Origin of the sequence: Xenorhabdus vietnamensis (genome assembly GCF_002127535.1) — a bacterium.
GTDB classification, from domain to species: Bacteria; Pseudomonadota; Gammaproteobacteria; order Enterobacterales; family Enterobacteriaceae; genus Xenorhabdus; species Xenorhabdus vietnamensis.
Genome location: NZ_MUBJ01000010.1, coordinates 81530 through 100074, shown reverse-complemented (window position 1 = coordinate 100074; position 18545 = coordinate 81530). Strand labels below are relative to the sequence as shown.

At 39.8% G+C, this 18545-nt stretch carries 12 protein-coding genes; 6 read left to right on the top strand and 6 right to left on the bottom strand.

What is annotated here, in order from left to right; translation table 11 throughout:
- Positions 1–465 precede the first annotated feature (465 nt).
- Positions 466–939, top strand: coding sequence for a UmoD family flagellar biogenesis regulator (gene umoD, locus Xvie_RS10785; RefSeq protein ID WP_086109325.1), 474 nt, complete (start codon positions 466–468; stop codon positions 937–939).
- A 141-nt stretch (positions 940–1080) separates the two neighbouring features.
- Here the strand turns inward: umoD and mfd are convergent, their stop codons facing one another.
- Positions 1081–4527: a transcription-repair coupling factor gene (gene mfd, locus Xvie_RS10780; RefSeq protein ID WP_086109324.1), complete on the bottom strand. Its 3447-nt coding sequence runs from the start codon at positions 4525–4527 to the stop codon at positions 1081–1083.
- Positions 4528–5010: 483 nt separating this feature from the next.
- On the bottom strand, positions 5011–6534 hold the full coding sequence (locus Xvie_RS10775; protein WP_086109323.1) for an adenosine deaminase family protein: 1524 nt from the start codon (positions 6532–6534) through the stop codon (positions 5011–5013).
- Between the two features lie 1152 nt (positions 6535–7686).
- Between Xvie_RS10775 and lolC the strand changes: the two genes are divergently transcribed.
- The 5 genes from lolC to pepT all read left to right on the top strand — a co-directional run bounded on the left by lolC (position 7687) and on the right by pepT (position 13012).
- Positions 7687–8889 carry a lipoprotein-releasing ABC transporter permease subunit LolC gene (gene lolC, locus Xvie_RS10770; protein ID WP_086109322.1) on the top strand — a complete coding sequence of 401 codons (1203 nt, stop codon included), beginning with the start codon at positions 7687–7689 and terminating at the stop codon, positions 8887–8889.
- Positions 8882–9583, top strand: a complete 702-nt coding sequence (gene lolD / locus Xvie_RS10765) for a lipoprotein-releasing ABC transporter ATP-binding protein LolD (RefSeq protein WP_086109321.1) — start codon at positions 8882–8884, stop codon at positions 9581–9583. The genes lolC and lolD overlap by 8 nt, the downstream gene beginning before the upstream one ends.
- On the top strand, positions 9583–10830 hold the full coding sequence (gene lolE, locus Xvie_RS10760; protein ID WP_086109320.1) for a lipoprotein-releasing ABC transporter permease subunit LolE: 1248 nt from the start codon (positions 9583–9585) through the stop codon (positions 10828–10830). The genes lolD and lolE overlap by 1 nt, the downstream gene beginning before the upstream one ends.
- Positions 10831–10922: 92 nt before the next feature.
- Entirely contained in the window at positions 10923–11702 is a 780-nt protein-coding gene (gene cobB, locus Xvie_RS10755) for a Sir2 family NAD+-dependent deacetylase (RefSeq protein WP_422645926.1), read from the top strand.
- A gap of 65 nt (positions 11703–11767) precedes the next feature.
- The gene (gene pepT, locus Xvie_RS10750) at positions 11768–13012 is read left to right on the top strand and encodes a peptidase T (RefSeq protein ID WP_086109318.1); all 1245 of its coding nucleotides are present in this window, start codon (positions 11768–11770) and stop codon (positions 13010–13012) included.
- Between the two features lie 38 nt (positions 13013–13050).
- Here pepT and Xvie_RS10745 read toward each other — a convergent pair whose 3' ends face one another.
- The 4 genes from Xvie_RS10745 to purB all read right to left on the bottom strand — a co-directional run bounded on the left by Xvie_RS10745 (position 13051) and on the right by purB (position 18516).
- Positions 13051–14172: a ribosomal protein uL16 3-hydroxylase gene (locus Xvie_RS10745; RefSeq protein ID WP_086109317.1), complete on the bottom strand. Its 1122-nt coding sequence runs from the start codon at positions 14170–14172 to the stop codon at positions 13051–13053.
- 110 nt (positions 14173–14282) lie between these two features.
- Positions 14283–15728, bottom strand: coding sequence for a two-component system sensor histidine kinase PhoQ (phoQ, locus tag Xvie_RS10740; protein ID WP_086109316.1), 1446 nt, complete (start codon positions 15726–15728; stop codon positions 14283–14285).
- Positions 15712–16410: a two-component system response regulator PhoP gene (gene phoP / locus Xvie_RS10735; protein WP_086109315.1), complete on the bottom strand. Its 699-nt coding sequence runs from the start codon at positions 16408–16410 to the stop codon at positions 15712–15714. The genes phoQ and phoP overlap by 17 nt, the downstream gene beginning before the upstream one ends.
- A gap of 735 nt (positions 16411–17145) precedes the next feature.
- The gene (gene purB, locus Xvie_RS10730; RefSeq protein ID WP_086109314.1) at positions 17146–18516 is read right to left on the bottom strand and encodes an adenylosuccinate lyase; all 1371 of its coding nucleotides are present in this window, start codon (positions 18514–18516) and stop codon (positions 17146–17148) included.
- Between the last annotated feature and the right edge of the window lie 29 nt (positions 18517–18545).

Below are 18545 nucleotides of genomic sequence, written 5' to 3'. Positions count from 1 at the left end.
GATCAGAGATATTAAGAATAGTGTGTATCTTTTATTTTTTATGTTTCTTCTATATTGGCTGTCTTTTTTACCTATTATTTACCATTTTGGCTCTGGCCTATACCCAATGGATTTCAAGATGCGTCTTGGCGGTAAGTATCTAAACAGAGGAGGTATAGCTTTAATGAACATTTTTATATGTCCGTTTTCATGTGGAGTAAAGTGTAAAATATCAATTTAATCTTCATGTTATAAGTCTTAATGAAATAGGTATATGAACAGTATTTCTCGTATAGTCAATACTGAATTTTTTCAACATAATAAATAAAAAACCATGTGGAAAAATACCCCATGATTTTATTAAATTAATGGAATAGGAATTTTCTTAAATAATGAATTTGGCGTATTTTTAGCTTACTTAAAATAGTTGGAAAATATTTATCTAATCGAACTATGTGGAAAATTATTAATATATCAAGGTGCTATGTGGTTAAATCAAAGAAAAGGCTATACATAATTGGTTCTATAATTACTACTGCTATCTTTGGGGCAACTGTAACATTTTGTTTTGAATCGCCACCTCCCAAATTTGCACAAGTATTATCTTCGAATCCTATCAGATCAACAGTTGTTGTTAGTCAATCTTATTGTCATATCGCAGTGTTTCCCATCCCAGCTACAGTAAAAGATATTTTAGGAAACAATTCGATTGAATATGAGTATCGTATTTTAACTCTTCTTGATCATTTGAAAGTCAGAAGAGAATATCCCGTTTTAACCCATTCAGTGTTGAAAAATTGCACGGAATTTAGCTTTAAGAAACATAGAGTTGTCGCATATGATGTAAATTATTTCATTGGAGAGGAGCCAGGAAAAGTCAGGATGGAGTATAAACCTGATGATACTATCCCTTTAAATGAGAAAGGTCAGTTAATTCTGAAATCACATTCACAACAATGACCTTCTTTTATCTTTTAGTGTTATGTTGAGTAAGAGGTTGAAGGTGAAGTAAAAAAGATTGCACTGTTTTGCCAATACAGTGCAATCATGACATCATCTTTTCATTTCATTTTCATCTTTTAAACAGCTGATTAAACTCTATCAGACGTTGATTTTGTGTTGATCGAAGTTTTCTAATAATTGCTGGATGAAAGATAAACGGGTGATCCTTTCAGTTAAGTCTGTAATAAATTTCAATTTAAACGGCCCATCCAATCGATAAACATTGGGTTGTGTTTGTAACAAGTCGATTAGATAGTGCGGATCGACCTTATTGTTACCGCTAAATTCAATGAAACCGCCTTTTTCATGTGCTTCGAGACGTTTGATACCGAGCTTTTGAGCGCTTAGACGAATGGAAGCAGATTGCAACAACTGGCGTCCCGGATCGGGCAAAAAACCAAATCGATCAATAAGTTCAACTTTCAGTTCATCCAATTCAGCATTATCTTGTGCGCTAGCGATGCGTTTATAGAAAGACAAGCGTATGTTGACATCGGGAATATAATCATCAGGTAAAAGCACAGGCATACGCAATTCTATCTCAGTCTGGTTATTGGTGAGATCTTCAAGCGAAGGTTCTCGCCCATTTTTGAGGGCATCAACAGCACTTTCCAATAATTCCATATAGAGAGTAAAACCGATGCTGGCCATCTGCCCACTTTGGTCTTCACCCAGTAATTCACCCGCTCCCCTAATTTCCAAATCGTGAGTAGCCAGTGCAAAACCAGCCCCCAGATCTTCGAGAGATGCAATAGCTTCCAGACGTTTTTTTGCATCGCTGGTCATGGCTTTTGGATGTGGTGTCAGCAAATAAGCATAAGCCTGATGGTGAGAGCGTCCGACCCGCCCACGCAATTGGTGTAATTGAGCTAAGCCAAAATGATCGGCGCGTTCAATGATGATGGTATTAGCACTGGGAATATCAATACCTGTTTCAATAATAGTGGTGCATATCAGCACATTAAACCGCTGGTGATGGAAATCTGTCATAACGCGTTCTAAATCACGTTCACGCATTTGCCCATGGCCTACAACGATTCTGGCTTCGGGAACTAATTCTTCTAGCCGAGCTTTTGCCTTTTCAATGTTTTCAACATCGTTGTACAGGTAGTAAACCTGCCCACCACGCAGAATTTCGCGCAGGATAGATTCACGTACTACGAGGCTATCATATTCGCGCACAAAGGTTTTTACAGCCAAGCGACGGGCAGGGGGCGTAGCGATAATGGATAGATCGCGCATACCACTCATCGCCATATTGAGCGTACGAGGGATTGGTGTTGCAGTAAGCGTCAGGACGTCGACATCTGCCCGAATAGCTTTGATACGTTCTTTATGGCGGACTCCGAAGCGATGTTCTTCATCAACGACCAACAAACCCAGATCTTTCCAGCACAGCTCACTTTGCAGGAGTTTATGGGTACCGATAATGATATCTACTTTTCCTTCCGCAGCCATATCAATGACCTGCTGTTGTTCTTTTGCACTACGAAAACGTGACATAACTTCAATGTGTACAGGCCAGTTAGCAAAGCGATCACGAAAATTATCGTAATGTTGCTGCGCCAATAGGGTTGTTGGCACAAGAACTGCGACTTGCTTATTATTGGTGATGGACAGGAATGCAGCTCGCATCGCTACTTCTGTTTTCCCAAACCCGACATCGCCACATACCAGCCTATCCATGGCAATAGGCTGGCACATATCATCAAGTACAGCGTTAATAGCTTGCTCTTGATCAGGAGTTGTATCAAACGGAAAACTTTGGCAGAACAGCTGGTACTGTTCACGATCTTGCTTGAATGCAAAACCGGACTTCACAGCACGTTGTGCATAAACATCCAATAATTCCGCGGCAACATCACGTACTTTTTCAGCAGCTTTCTGGCGAGCCTTATTCCATGCTTCTCCACCCAGCTTATGCAACGGTGCACTTTCTTCTGCACCACCAGCATAGCGGCTGATGAGGTGAAGAGAGGAGATCGGCACATACAGCTTGTCTTCTCCGGCATAGATAAGGATTAGGTATTCTGCCTTAATGCTACCTGCTTCCAGCGTTGTTAGCCCCTGATAACGCCCAACACCGTGTTCAAGGTGTACGACAGGTTGGCCGTGCCGTAGCTCCGCGAGATTTCGGATCAGCGTATCGGTATTGATAGTACGCCGATTATCCTGTCGGCGACGGCTGACCCGTACTCCGAGCATGTCACTTTCACAAATAAGCGCGAGTTTATTGTCTTCATCAATAAAACCGTTCTCTGATGCCCCAATCATCAAGAAATGACCGGGTTTATCGGCATCTGTTAGTTGGTTTATTTTTATTAGATTGACTTTGATTCGTGATAACAGCTCTTGTACAGATTCACGACGTCCCTCACTTTCCACAGAGAACACAATCTTACCGCTAAACTGTTCCATAAAACGGCGTAATTTATCCAAAGGGTTTTTTTGCTGTACAGAAACCGATAGATCAGGCAAAACTTGATAAGCAAGATTGATATTTCCTGCTTTTTGGGGGAGTGTTTCGTTATCAACTTGAATACGAGGCCAGTTTTTTAATTCTGAAAATAGCTTATTGACTGGTAACCAAATCCGCTCAGGAGAAAGTAGCGGACGCATGGGATCAACTTTGCGGCTTTCAAATCTCAGTTTTGTATCCTGCCAAAAACGCTCTGCAGCACTGACGAAATCCTGCGTGATTAGCAGTGTATTTTCAGGCAGGTAATCAAAGATAGTAGGCAAGGGATGTTCAAAAAATAGAGGCTGCCAATATTCAATGCCGGCAGGTAATACTTTTTTACTGACTTGCTGATAAATGTGTTCAGGATCACGACGGACTTCAAATTGTTCACGCCATTGGCTACGAAATAGTTCAATTGCATCTTGGTTAGTTGGAAATTCATGGGCAGGCAATAAACTGATTTTTTCCACTTCTTCCAGCGTTCGTTGGGTATCTACATCAAAGGTGCGCAGACTATCGATTTCATCATCAAAAAAATCAATGCGATAAGGATATTCACTCCCCATTGGAAATAGGTCAAACAAGGCTCCACGAGTAGCAAATTCACCATGTTCAAGCACCTGTTCAACGCTGCGATAACCAGCGTGTTCTAATTCTGCCCGCAATTTACCACGGGAAAGGAACTGGCCTTTGTGCATGACCAAAGCGTGTCCTTTTAGATACTCATGTGGGCAGACACGTTGCATCAGTGTATTGACAGGGAGGATTAAGGCTCCTCTCGTCATGAATGGTAAGTGATACAGCGTGGATAGGCGGTTGGAAATGATTTCTTGATGGGGGGAAAAACTATCATAGGGTAAGGTTTCCCAATCCGACATCAGATTGATCGGTACGTGAGTGAATTGCTGGATTTCATCACGCAGTCGAAGGGCATTCTGCATATCTTTTGTCACTAGCAGTATTGGCCCTGAGTGACGTTCAATAATTGCGGCGCATTCAACAGCACAGGCAGCACCGGTCAAATGGCCTAATTGGCGGATATCACCGCGACGTTCAGGAAGTTGATAACGATATTTTGCTGACATAAGTGTTTGACGTGTTCTCTAAGATTCAGTTCATTCCCAACACACTTTTGATCTAGTAGCCTGGTAAAAAATAAGCTGGCAGGTTGAGAGAAAGTAAAAAAATAGAACCGGAATGTGAATGGCTCCATAAAGTACAACTGCCCTTTATTATCCTCGTACACTTTGCTTTGGCAACAGGAGAGTAGCAGATTTTATACAATATGTTAGGTTGATAATTGTTCGATTTCTATAATGAGGATTTAAGAAACTGCAAAACGAGACAATAAGTCGATCAATTTTCCGAATATTCTAAAAACTAGAAGGGAATAAGCCTTTTGTGAAGAAACACTACTGTACGCTTAAGTGTTCCACTGGAAATCATCTTAAATTACGAATCCATCTCATGTAACCATCTTGTCGCAGACACGGCAGGCTATAGTGTCTCACAAGTATGTGATCGAGGCTTAAGTTCATTCCAGTGGAACAAAAAGTACACTGAGGCCATTAATCCGGCTCTACCTGCGTATGCATATCTTTGTGCACCGTTTTTTCTATTTTCGCAATCTCTGATTCGTAAATCAAAAATCTGGATTGCAGTTTTTTCAGCTCTGTCAATTTCTCTTCTGAAGATAGGAAAGAGTATCGGATGCTATTAAATACGGCTTTTTTGATATCTGCATATGATGGTTTGTAGTTTGTGGCAAAAATTACAAATTCATGAGTTAAATCAATGCGCGAAACGCCCGGATCATCGCTTGATATCACGAAAGGTATTCCATAACGTTGATAAAGTTTTATCGGATGTTCATTCCCCTTGACTCCAAGAATAAAATCATTACTAGTCAGGTTAATTTCGACAGGAATGTCCTTGTCTTTCAGTAATTGGAGTAATGCCAATGCATTTATCTCCTTGGCAATGTCAACGCCGTGGCCTATCCGATTTGCTCCTGCGATATTTACAGCATATCGGATATGATTTTCTAGCTGCTCTGGTGGAACCATTCCGTTAGCTAACTCACCTGCATGCAGGGATAACTGAACATCGGGGAAAAGTTTTTTTAGATATAGGAACATCAGCATATGCAACTTATAGTCACGAGTTGAGATGTAATTGTTTTCTGGTCCAACAATATTTACACCGACAATTTTTTTGCTGGCATGTGCTGCTGAGAATGCCGAATATAAACTTGAGAATACAGTGGAGCGTGGCGCACTACGAGAGGCATAGGATTGGAGCCGAATACGAAATTCATCATCGTCCATCCCTGAGATCGCTGCTTCTTCAGTTTGGATATAATCAGATATTCCTTTAATAACAAGTGGATCATTAGCCATGAAGTCCACATAGGGTGTTAGCGCTGAGAAAACGATATTTTCATCGGCATCTGGATCTAACTCATCCAGCGCTTTAGCAAGATCTGGGTATTCAAAAGAAGGCGCTTTTTTTAACATTATTTCCAGATACTGAACATTTTCATGTTTAGCCCGAATTTTTAATTTATCAAGCCCTGCTGCTAAATTTTGATTGGATAACTGGCCGAAATAACCAAAGGTGTCAAAAAACTGCTGATCCGGAGCTTTCTCAGTATGATAATAGTTATGGAAATCTCTGTCTGACCATGCCTCCAATAATTTTCGGTAGAAAACATTGTTTGCGATGACCTCATTCTTCTCGAGACAAAATTGCTGACTCTCCCATGGAAGTTGATTCTTTTGACGCATTTCTATTCGGTAGGCTTCGATTTTAAGTTTCGGGTCAGAGCGATCATAAATGCAATATCCTTTATCACCGACCCAATCAAGATAAGTCTCTGCGTATATTGCGCCAGAATAGTGAATATGGATATCTGCGCCTTTAGGCATCATTTTCATTGCCATAGTTAGCTCTGCAATATCCGGATCATCGGTTTCAAGCAGGTTACTGAAGAAGCGTGCAGTTGCTGTTTCATTTTCCTTGGCTAAATCGCCAGCATTGGCTAGACAAGGAAATAACATCAATAAAATAACTATAATGGTTGAGGCATTCATAACTTTTTTCCTGGTTTAGATGTTTGTGAATGCTTTATAGATGCCAGTGACCGGAATAATTGGTACTTGCAGTGAAATGTTAAGTTGCTTTGCTTGTCTATTACCGCAATTATCGGTAATTTTTTATAACTTTTTTGTCGTCATTTTTAATTTCTCCCCATATTATGTTTTAAATTGTTTATTATTTATGCCGATGCCATACATCATGCCTTTAGCAATAACCTATTCAATATCAAAATACGTAACCAATAATTAATAATTAAATCACTAATTATTGAATGATGAATAAACAACAATACTATTGCTACATTTTGGCATCTTTGTCATTCCTGCATAAATTCTCCTAAGCTAATGAAATTAACTATATTTCTACTGTTCGCTTATCATAAAGTATGAAGTATTTCCGCCATATTATAAATAAGTTCTCAAAATGCCAGATCACTTTCTTACTCCCCGCACAGCGGGGAGTAAGAGGCTTCAAGAACTAAATGTATCACTATTATAAAAAGAGATTTATGATGATTTTTCTTATTATATTTAACTTTAACTATTTCAAATAAATTTGAGTTTTATAATGATTGTTTTATAGCTAAATATTATTGTGTTTTTATCTTTTAGTTTGTTTTTGTATATTATTCATTTGCTAATTATTCATGTTAACACATTGTATATTTACGATAATAAATAATAATTTTGTGGGTTATCTATTCTGTATTTAAAATTATTATAATAGGTGGTTCTGCAATATTAATTATATTATTGATGAGTTAAACTATTTTTTTGATTTCTTTCTCAAGCTCTTTAAATATTAAATGCTTTAAATGTGCTTTCTCACTCCCTTGGTATCGAATTTTCAAAGTTATAATCTGAACTGTGTGAAATCTATTCAGTTATTTTATATCTCCAGTCATCAATAGGTAACCGAAATAAGAAGCCATAGGTAAAAAGTTGGAATTGAATGGTATTTTTATCTTCAACTTGAAAGGGGAGTAAGCAAAATTCGGTAAAACGGTGATAGTATGTAGTCAGTAGTGAAGTCAACTAAGATAGATTTTAGTTTATACATAACGTACGTTCATAAATAGAGATAGAAAATGGAATTTTTCATTAATCTATTGTTTCTAAACAAACTTCTTTGATACGGCGGATTTCATGTTCCAATCTGTCTCATTATTTATAGGATTGCGCTATATGCGCGGACGAGCGGTCGATAAATTTGGCCGTTTTGTTTCATGGTTGTCAGCTATCGGCATTACGTTAGGGGTGGCAGCATTGATTACGGTATTGTCAGTGATGAACGGCTTTGAACGTTCGTTGGAAAATAGCATCTTAGGTTTCATGCCGCAGGCTATCATTACATCGGAAAAAGGCTCTATTAACCCAGTTGAGTATCCGAGTAGTCAGCTTACAGGATTAAAAAGTGTTAATCGCATTACCTCCATCGTACAAGGGGATGTAGTACTACAGAGTCCTCACAATGTTGGTGTTGGCGTCATGTTGGGCATTAACCATGATGAATATGCGCCATTGGCAGAACATCTTGTCAATGTTGATCGAAGCCAACTACAACCTGGTCGTTATTTTGTCATTCTGGGTGAAAAATTGGCGATAAAATTGGGGGTGAAACGAGGTGATCAGATCCGCATCATTGTACCGAGTGCCAGCCAGTTAACGCCGATGGGCAGAATTCCTAGCCAACGTTTATTCACCGTAGCGGGTACATTTTTTGCCAATAGTGAAGTCGATAGCACAGAAATGCTGGTTAATCAACAGGATGCGGCCAGATTGTTACGCTATCCCGTTGGCAATATTACAGGTTGGCGTTTGTATCTCAATGAGCCACTATCAGTTGATAAGTTGAGTCATCAGACTCTTCCTGAAGGGCTGATATGGAAAGATTGGCGTGAACGCAAAGGGGAATTTTTTCAGGCAGTTCGCATGGAAAAAAATATGATGGGGTTATTGCTGAGCCTAATCATTGCTGTAGCTGCTTTTAATATTATTACTTCTCTCTCTTTGCTGGTAATGGAAAAGCAAGGTGAGATCGCTATCTTGCAGACGCAAGGACTGACTCGCCGTCAGGTAATGACAATCTTTATGATCCAAGGCGCGGGAGCAGGTATCATCGGTGCTTTATTGGGAACAGGATTGGGCGTGCTGCTTTCCAGCCAGTTAAATAATTTCATGCCAATTATTGGTCTATTGACTGAAGGCATTCAATTACCTGTTGCAATTGATACTATGCAAGTGATGATGATTGCTATCAGTGCCATGCTGATCTCTTTAATATCGACTTTATACCCTTCCTGGCGCGCGGCTGCCATCCAACCTGCTGAGGCTTTACGTTATGAGTAATCATCCTTTATTGCTGTGTCATCATCTGTGTAAAAAATATCAGGAAGGAAAAGTCTCTACAGAAGTGTTGAGAAATGTCACTTTTTCCATGCAACAGAGAGAAATAATGGCAATTGTCGGCAGTTCAGGTTCTGGTAAAAGTACGCTTTTGCATTTGCTTGGTGGCTTGGATTCACCAACGACAGGTGAAGTTTTTTTCAAGGGACAATTGCTTAACCAAATGTCTTCGTCTGCGCGGGCAGAACTACGTAACAGAGAAATTGGTTTTATTTATCAGTTTCATCATTTATTGCCTGATTTTACTGCGTTGGAAAATGTTGCGATGCCACTTCTGATTGGGGGGCAAAAACGTCACGCTCAACAAAAAGCGCTGGGTATGCTGGCAGCGGTTGGGTTGGAAAATCGGGCGCATCATCGGCCATCTGAATTATCAGGGGGAGAACGTCAACGTGTCGCGATTGCGCGGGCACTGGTAAATGAACCTTCATTGGTATTGGCGGATGAACCAACCGGTAACCTTGATCAACGGAATGCAGACAGTGTATTTGAGCTTTTGCAAGAATTGAATCAACAGCAAGGTACAGCATTTCTAGTTGTAACCCATGATCTGAAATTAGCCAGACAACTGGCACGTCAGGTAGAAATGCGTGATGGATATTTACAGGATGAATTAACCCTAACGGGGGAGATGTAATGGTAAATCTGCCTCTTGCATTATTTACCGCGTTACGATTCAGCCGTGGCCGACGTCGTTCAGGCATGGTTTCCCTAATCTCTGTTATTTCGATGCTGGGCATCATGCTGGGTGTCGCGGTGCTGATTATTGGTCTGAGTGCCATGAACGGTTTTGAACGGGAACTGAAAAACCGGGTGCTTTCCGTTGTTCCACATGGGCAAATTTATACGGTGGAGCAACCTTTTCAGGATTGGCAAACTGCACTTAAACGGGTAAAACAGACACCGGGCATTGTCGGGGCTTCCCCTTATGTTGAGTTTACTGGCCTGATGGAGCGTGGAGAAAAACTCAAGGCTGTACAGGTGCGTGGCGTAGATCTAGATACCGAGACGAATGTTAGTACTTTACCTCAGTTTGTGCGTAATGAGGCATGGAAAACGTTTAGGGCAAATAAAAATCAGGTGATTTTAGGGCAGGGTTTAGCCAATTCATTACACGTGAAACAAGGTGATTGGCTGACTGTCATGATTCCCAATAATGACCCTAGTCTGAAACTCTTACAGCCTAAACGCATCCGTTTACAAGTTGCGGGTATTTTCCAGCTTAGTGGGATGTTAGATCACAGTTTGGCTCTTGTTCCTGTGTCCGATGCCCAGAACTATCTGGATTACGGTGATGCAATCACAGGTATTGCTATCAAAGCGGATGATGTTTTTGCAGCAGAGAAACGTGTATGGGACGCAGGCAATGCTACGGGAAAATACGTGTATATCAGCACATGGATAAAAGATTACGGTTATATGTACAACGATATCCAGATGATACGTGGCATTATGTACTTAGCTATGGTTCTGGTTATTGGTGTTGCTTGCTTTAATATTATTTCAACGCTGATTATGGCTGTGAAGGATAAAAGCAGCGACATCGCTATTTTACGTACGTTGGGTGCTAAAGATAACCATATCAGGAGAATATTTTTATGGTATGGATTACTGACAGGCATGATAGGCAGCATGATTGGTGTAGTGGTTGGAGTTTTTATATCATTAAATCTGACGGCTATTATTAAAGGATTAGAAAAGCTGCTCGGACATCAACTCCTTTCAGGAGATATCTATTTTATCGATTTTTTGCCATCAGAATTACATTTTATTGATGTTGTTTATGTTCTGTTTACAGCATTGGTATTAAGTTTATTGGCTAGTTGGTATCCTGCTCGTCGGGCCAGTAAACTTGATCCGGCGCGAATTTTGAGTGGCCAATAGTATGCCAAAGTACCAAAGCGTGTTTAAGCACGCTATGGTATGGCGGGTTCTTTATCGGCGCAGTAAATTTTACCAATTTAGGCTATTACAGCATCAGTGATTACTATAGACAAAACTTTTACAGGGATATCCGATTGGCAAATAAAATAGAAAAACCTTATGTGGTAGTGCTGACGGGAGCTGGAATTTCTGCTGAGTCAGGCATTCGAACATTTCGTTCTTCCGATGGTCTGTGGGAAGAACATCGCGTTGAAGATGTTGCGACTCCGGAAGGTTTCCAGCGTGATCCTGAAATTGTTCAGGCATTTTACAATGCACGCCGAGAACAGCTCCAGCAACCGGAAATCCAGCCCAATGCTGCGCATTATGCACTGGTGGAACTTGAGCATCAGCTTGGTGACCGTTTTTTGTTGGTAACTCAAAATATTGATGATCTGCATGAACGTGCGGGAAGTCATCGTGTTCTGCATATGCACGGTGAATTACTGAAAGTCCGATGTTGTCAGTCTGGGCAGGTGATTGAATGGACAACGGAACTAACCATGGAAGATCGTTGCCATTGTTGCCAATTCCCGTCGCTACTGCGTCCTCATGTCGTGTGGTTTGGGGAAATGCCATTGGGTATGGAACAGATTTATTTAGCTTTAGCAGAAGCCGATATTTTTATTGCTATCGGAACGTCTGGTCACGTTTATCCCGCTGCTGGTTTTGTACATGAAGCTAAATTGTCTGGCGCACATACTGTTGAGTTAAATCTTGAGCCCAGTCAGGTCGAAAATTTATTTGATGAAAAGCATTATGGTCATGCCAGTAAAATTGTTCCTCAATATGCTGAATCCTTAATTCAGCAGATGAAGACAAATAAAAGCTGATTTGACGCAATACTTACTCTATCCATCTTCTTCATAATGAATTCACAATGATTTAGGGGGAGAAAATGGATAGATTATTGGAGCGTTTTTTTAAATATATTGCATTTAATACTCAATCAAAACCATCCGCTAAAAATATTCCCAGTAGTGACGGTCAATTGGCTCTTGCCAAGGCATTATATGAAGAATTAATCCAACTTGGTTTTGCTGATATTATACTCAACGAACAGGGATGTGTTATGGCAACATTACCATCAAATATTGCAAAACCAGTTCCAACCATTGGTTTTATTGCACATCTCGATACTTCACCGGATTTTTCTGGTAAGCATATTAATCCTCAAGTTGTTGAAAACTATCGTGGTGGTGATATCGCATTAGGGATGGGGGATGAAGTATTGTCTCCGGTTATGTTCCCTGTATTACATAGTTTGTTGGGCAAAACATTAATTACGACTGATGGGAAAACGCTATTGGGTGCTGATGATAAAGCCGGGATTGCTGAAGTCATTACTGCCATGGTTCGCTTAAAACAAAAAAATATCCCACATGGTGATATTCGGATTGCGTTTACACCAGATGAAGAAATCGGTAGGGGAGCACGCTATTTTGATATAGACGCTTTCGGCACAGAGTGGGCCTACACCGTTGACGGCGGTGGTGTAGGAGAATTGGAATTTGAAAATTTCAATGCTGCATCAGTGACAATCAAGATTGTGGGCAATATAGTTCATTCCGGAAATGCCAAGGGAGTAATGGTTAATGCGTTGACACTGGCAATGAGAATTCATCACGCTTTGCCTCCTGAAGAAACACCTGAAAAGACGGAAGGCCATGAAGGTTTTTATCATTTGCAAAGTATGAAAGGCACCGTCGAACGTGCAGAGATGCACTACATTATCCGAGATTTTGAGCGTGCTAATTTTGAAAAGCGCAAAAAAGATATCTTTGCTATTGCGAAAAATGTAGGAAAAGGGTTGCATCCAGACTGCTATATTGAGTTGGCGATTGATGACAATTATTACAATATGTACAGTGAGGTGCGCAAATATCCACATGTTATTGCCATTGCCAAACAAGCGATGTTGGATTGTAGTATTGAACCGATAATTCAGCCGATTCGTGGTGGTACTGATGGTGCACAATTATCTCATCGTGGTCTACCTTGTCCGAATATTTTCACTGGCGGATATAATTATCACAGCAAATATGAATTTATATCGCTGGAAGGTATGGAACAGGCGGTTAATGTTATTGTGCGGATTGCTGAATTGACTGTAAGTCACGAAAATAATGTGCTTCTTGAGTAATCAAGAAAAAACCAAGGGGCAATTTTGCCCCTTTCAGGTTAATCATTAAAATACCAATAACCACTATTGACCAAAGCTGTAAGCAGGCTGATAAATCGAACATCATCGATAGCATTACCCAGAAGCTCAGCATTGACTTTGTCATATTGGCAAAGAGCATCAGCGGCATGGATATGAGTTGTATCCATCAATTCTCCATTAACGAAACATTGATCACCAACACGTAAGACGCGCAAGCCACTCAATCGATTTAATTCTTCGCCTTGTTTCAGCAAATCATAAATCTCGTCGCTTTCATAAGGTGGTTCAGGTGACGCTAGATCCAGCTCATGGCGCGACTGAGAGATGAATTCACCAAACCAATTTTGGAAAGTTTCTGGTTGTTCCAACAAATCACGCATCATTGAACGTAGTGTACCCAGCTCGTTTGCCTGAATCAGGGCTGGGTTATCACGGAATGTCAGATCAGGATCGCTGTAACGATAGCTTCCTAGTTCGTTTGCCAGAATATAATCAGCAAATCCACTGAATAATTCACGGGCATTAGGTGCACGGAATCCTACTGAATAGTTCAGTGAATCCTCAATAGCGTAGCCTTCATGCGGGAAACCCGGTGGAATATAGAGTATATCGCCCGGTAGCATCTCTTCATCAATAATTGCCTCAAAGGGATCAACCTGTAATAAATCAGGATGAGGGCAATGTTGTTTCATAGGGATTTTTTCACCTACACGCCAGCGTCTGCGGCCTTTTCCTTGAATGATAAAAACATCATATTGGTCAAGATGAGGGCCTACACCGCCGCCGGGTACCGAGAAAGAGATCATCAAGTCATCCATACGCCAATCAGACAGTACGCGGAATGGCTTCATGAGTGCAGAGGAGGGGAGATGCCAATGGTCAACTGCTTGTACAAGCAAAGACCAATCTTTTTCGCCTAAATGGTCGTAGGTTTCAAATGGTCCATGGGAAACTTCCCAGCGTCCATTTTTCTGACTGACCAAACGACTATCGATTTCATTTTCCATCGCCAGTCCCGCCAGTTCATCGGCGGAAAGGGGATCAATAAACTGATGGAAACCCTGTTTAATCAGCAATGGTCGCTTTTGCCAATTGTTTTGCAAAAACGCCTGCCAGTCCAGATTCAGCTGATAATCCATGATGACATCCTGAAGTGAGAAGTGAATTTCACGCTATTATAACGAATAGTCGATGGCGATATCAGATTTGGTTGAAATATTTCGAGATTGGGCTAATGGCTAGCAATCATCTAATCATTATGGTTGTTTTGTGTTCCTTTTGGTGAGCGGAATGTTACACGCACTCTCGCGCCCCCAAGCGGGCTATCATCAATGTTGATGTCACCTCCATATTGTTGCTCGATAATTTCAGAGGCTATCGATAAACCGAGACCTTGGCCTGGTCGCAATGTATTTGCTCGTAAGCCACGCTGAAAAATCATTTCTCGCTTATTAAGAGGGACACCCAATCCATCATTATCGACAACAATAATGATCTCGTTGTCTCTTGTTGTGACAGTGATTTTGACAAGTTTCCGGCAATATTTACAAGCATTATCCAGAATGTTTCCCATCGCTTCCCAAAAGTCACGCTCTTTTCCCAGTAATATCACTTTAGGGGGGGAATCTAGCGTAATTATGACGTCTTTATGTTGATACACCTTTCTTAGCGCACTGACGAGTTTATTCAGTAAAATTGGGACTGAAAAAAGCTGATTCAGAAGAAAACTATGGTCACTGGTTATATTGGCTCTGTGCAGAGAGTATTTAATCTGTTGAGATATCAGCTCAATTTGTTCAAACATAATGGATTCAGTTTGTTCAATGGTCTGGTTTTGAGGAGGGCGCAGAGTCGATTGCAGTACTGCTAAAGGTGTTTTCAGACTATGTGCCAAATCTGTGAGAGTTGTTTGATATTTTGTATAACGTTCACGTTCATTGGATAGTAATTTATTTAAATTATTGACCAGTACTTTTAACTCAGAGCGAGGATTTTCGTCCAACTTTTCTCTTTCTCCATTTTCTAGTGATTTGATCTGTGTAATTAAGGCATTAATTGGTTTAAGGCTCCAGCCAGCGGCAAGCAAGATTAATGGAATGACCAGAAGTAGGTTGGCCATTAAAACATATCCAAACCATTTCCATACTTTTGCTGAGTTTTCTACATCTTGTGGAATGGTGTCAATGGTAACAATGACCATTTCAGGTAGTTTGTCAGTGGCGGGATAAATATTTACCGCAACCGAGTAGGTTAATAACTTTGTGTTATCATTTTTTGTTTTATCTTTCGTATTATATAAACAATTATCTTTTTCATTCATATTCGTTTTTAATTCTAGTGTATAAACTCCATCTTTTTTCAACCAATCAGGTTTAATCTCATTTTTGAATTCAGATCCACCATTCTTGGGCCAAAGAAGATTTCCATTATTATCATAGATTAGTGTTAATGAACTACAATTCAAAGTATAATTTGGGGGAACAGTAATATTTAGCTCGTTGTTTTTCCACTGAGCCAATGTGTGAAATAGATTACTTTGGCTACGGAGTATAGAATAGATTGTTTTATCAAAACTCACTAAGTACCCGGCAATAGCAACAATTCCATATGATAGTGTTAATGCTAGGATAATAGCTGCCGTAGCCATGAGAAACCGAATCCTAAGAGAAAGATATTTTCTAGAGAACCTGAGCATTATGAGGTTTCACATCGAAGATATATCCTTGACCACGAACAGTAATAATTACTTCTCCGGGGCATTGATTTAATATCTTTTTCCTCAAACGTCCGATTAATACATCAATTGTATGACTTTCACGTGGTTCATCTTTATCCTTTATATATAATTCGCGCATTAGCGTCTCTTTACTGACAACCTTGCCATTATTACGTATTAAGGTTGCCATAATAATAAATTCAAAGGCGGTCAATTTGATATAGATATCATTGATAAAGAACTCCTTTCTCGAAAGGTCAATTGAAAATGGTAATATTTCAATTAGTTGTGATGCCAGACCATTTTTGCGTCGCATTAAAGCCTGTATGCGAGCGCTAATTTCTTCCGGTTGACAGGGCTTAGTAACATAATCATCTGCACCGGCATTTAGCACAATGACTTTTTCTTGCCAGGTTTCACGCACAGTGACGACAAGAATAGGTAAATTAATGTTCTTACTGCGCCAGCGTCGTATCATACTAAGCCCATCTTCTTCTGGGAGTCCTAGATCAACGATAGCAACGTCAGGGTGAAATTCTTTAAGGTAATAATCAGCTTCTTTGGTATTTTCTGCACAATGAACTGCATACCCCATATTCCCTAGTTGCGTGGCGTAGTGATGGCGAAGTGTGTAATTATCTTCAACAATCAATATCCGCATAATGATTCCTTATGCTAATCAGTAAGGTTTATAAGTTAAAAAATAAATTTAAAATAGATAATTAATTAATTCCATCAATGAAACCAAGTAAATTTACAATCTGGTTATTAATATATCTATATAGTAACCAAAGTATATAACCATTTATATATTTTTGGTATATTATTGATGGATGTATTTAAAAAACAAATGATTGCATTGAAATATGGGGTAAGATTCAAAATCTATCTGAAATAGTAATTGAAATATATAGGTGTTATGTATTTTTTTAATATGTTAATAATGATTTCAATAAAGTGAATGATTGTTCTGTGATATTAAATAAACTTAAAACCTATTTATTAGAGTGGGCTAAGTATATAAAAATTTTTCTTTTTTAATATGTTAATGGTAGGTATTATTAAATGTAATTTCTTGTGCTTCAATGTAAAATAAATTAAAGATCTCTTTATGGTCTATTAGAATTCAAATAGTTAACAAATTTAAATTTCAGTGTGCCTGACATGGATACGAATTTTTAGGAGTATAGCTATTTCTCTGTTTATTTATAGTTACGTGATTGGAATGAACAAATGTGTCTAACAAAGTAGTAATTTGAAAAATGAATAGGGTATTTTAGTTGTGTTAGTGTTAGCTCTTTTTTCTCCTTTTAAAAGGTTTTTCTTGACTGTTTTTTTCGAAACGTTAGATTATAGGCGGAATAAAATCCGCCCATTTGGCATGAATAAAAGGAGATTATTTTAACTGATCAACCAGCGAAGTGGCATAGCCTATGTAGTTTGTTGGCGTCATGGATTTGAGACGTTCTTTTTCCGTTTCGGGAAGTTCAAGCCCATCAATGAATGCTTTCATGCCTTCAGCATCAACGCGTTTACCACGAGTCAGTTCTTTCAGTTTTTCATACGGTTTTTCAATGCCATAACGGCGCATAACAGTCTGGATAGGTTCTGCCAATACTTCCCAATTATTATCCAGCTCATCTAGCAAATGTTGTTCATTGACTTCTAGTTTATTCAATCCTTTCATCGTGGATTGATAAGCAATCAATGCATATCCCAGGCCTACTCCCAAATTGCGTAGTACGGTTGAATCTGTCAGGTCACGCTGCCAACGAGAGACGGGCAGTTTGCTGGAAAGATGTCCCATAACTGCATTTGCCAATCCCAGGTTTCCTTCAGAATTTTCAAAATCAATCGGATTGACTTTATGTGGCATAGTAGAAGAACCAATTTCCCCGGCGACGGTTTTTTGTTTGAAATGGTTCAAGGCAATATAGCCCCAGATGTCGCGATCAAAATCGATTAGGATAGTATTGAAACGCGCTACACAATCAAACAGTTCCGCTATGTAGTCATGAGGTTCAATCTGAGTGGTATACGGATTCCACTGAATACCTAACGAGGTCACAAATGATTCACTGAATTGGTGCCAATCAACTTGTGGATAGGCCGACAAGTGGGCATTGTAGTTACCAACAGCCCCGTTGATTTTTCCTAGAATGTCTACTTGTCCAAGCTGACGGAATTGGCGTTCCATACGATAGACTACATTGGCAAATTCCTTTCCTACAGTGGAAGGTGTGGCTGGTTGGCCGTGTGTGCGGGACAGCAATGGCAGATCGCGATAGTCGTGTGCCATACGTGTGATGGCATCGATTAATTGACGCCATTGAGGTAGCAAAACTTCCTCGCGAGCCGTTTTAAGCATTAATGCATGCGACAGGTTATTAATATCTTCTGATGTGCAGGCAAAGTGGATAAACTCTGCAACTTGATGTAGGGCAGGGATATGAGCAACTTTTTCCTTCAAAAAATATTCGACAGCTTTAACATCATGATTGGTTGTACGTTCAATTTCTTTGATACGCAGTGCATCCTGTTCACTGAAATTTACAATAATTTCATCAAGGTAAGCGTTTGCGTCTACATCAAAAGCAGGAACTTCTTTGATTTCTGTTGTTGCGGCCAGTTTTTGCAGCCAACGTACTTCGACTTGCACTCGGAATTTTAGTAAGCCGAACTCACTAAAAATAGCGCGTAGTGCGCTGACTTTATCGCCGTAACGGCCATCAATTGGAGAAACAGCGGTCAGTGAGGATAATTCCATTGGTAGCAACTCCCGGATTTTATTTAACA

Coding starts and splice junctions, on each gene's coding strand:
- mfd (WP_086109324.1), bottom strand. CDS start 4,527: ATGTCAGCAAAATATCGTTATCAACTTCCTGAACGTCGCGGTGATATC.
- Xvie_RS10775 (WP_086109323.1), bottom strand. CDS start 6,534: ATGAATGCCTCAACCATTATAGTTATTTTATTGATGTTATTTCCTTGT.
- lolC (WP_086109322.1), top strand. CDS start 7,687: ATGTTCCAATCTGTCTCATTATTTATAGGATTGCGCTATATGCGCGGA.
- lolD (WP_086109321.1), top strand. CDS start 8,882: ATGAGTAATCATCCTTTATTGCTGTGTCATCATCTGTGTAAAAAATAT.
- lolE (WP_086109320.1), top strand. CDS start 9,583: ATGGTAAATCTGCCTCTTGCATTATTTACCGCGTTACGATTCAGCCGT.
- pepT (WP_086109318.1), top strand. CDS start 11,768: ATGGATAGATTATTGGAGCGTTTTTTTAAATATATTGCATTTAATACT.
- Xvie_RS10745 (WP_086109317.1), bottom strand. CDS start 14,172: ATGGATTATCAGCTGAATCTGGACTGGCAGGCGTTTTTGCAAAACAAT.
- phoQ (WP_086109316.1), bottom strand. CDS start 15,728: ATGCTCAGGTTCTCTAGAAAATATCTTTCTCTTAGGATTCGGTTTCTC.
- phoP (WP_086109315.1), bottom strand. CDS start 16,410: ATGCGGATATTGATTGTTGAAGATAATTACACACTTCGCCATCACTAC.
- purB (WP_086109314.1), bottom strand. CDS start 18,516: ATGGAATTATCCTCACTGACCGCTGTTTCTCCAATTGATGGCCGTTAC.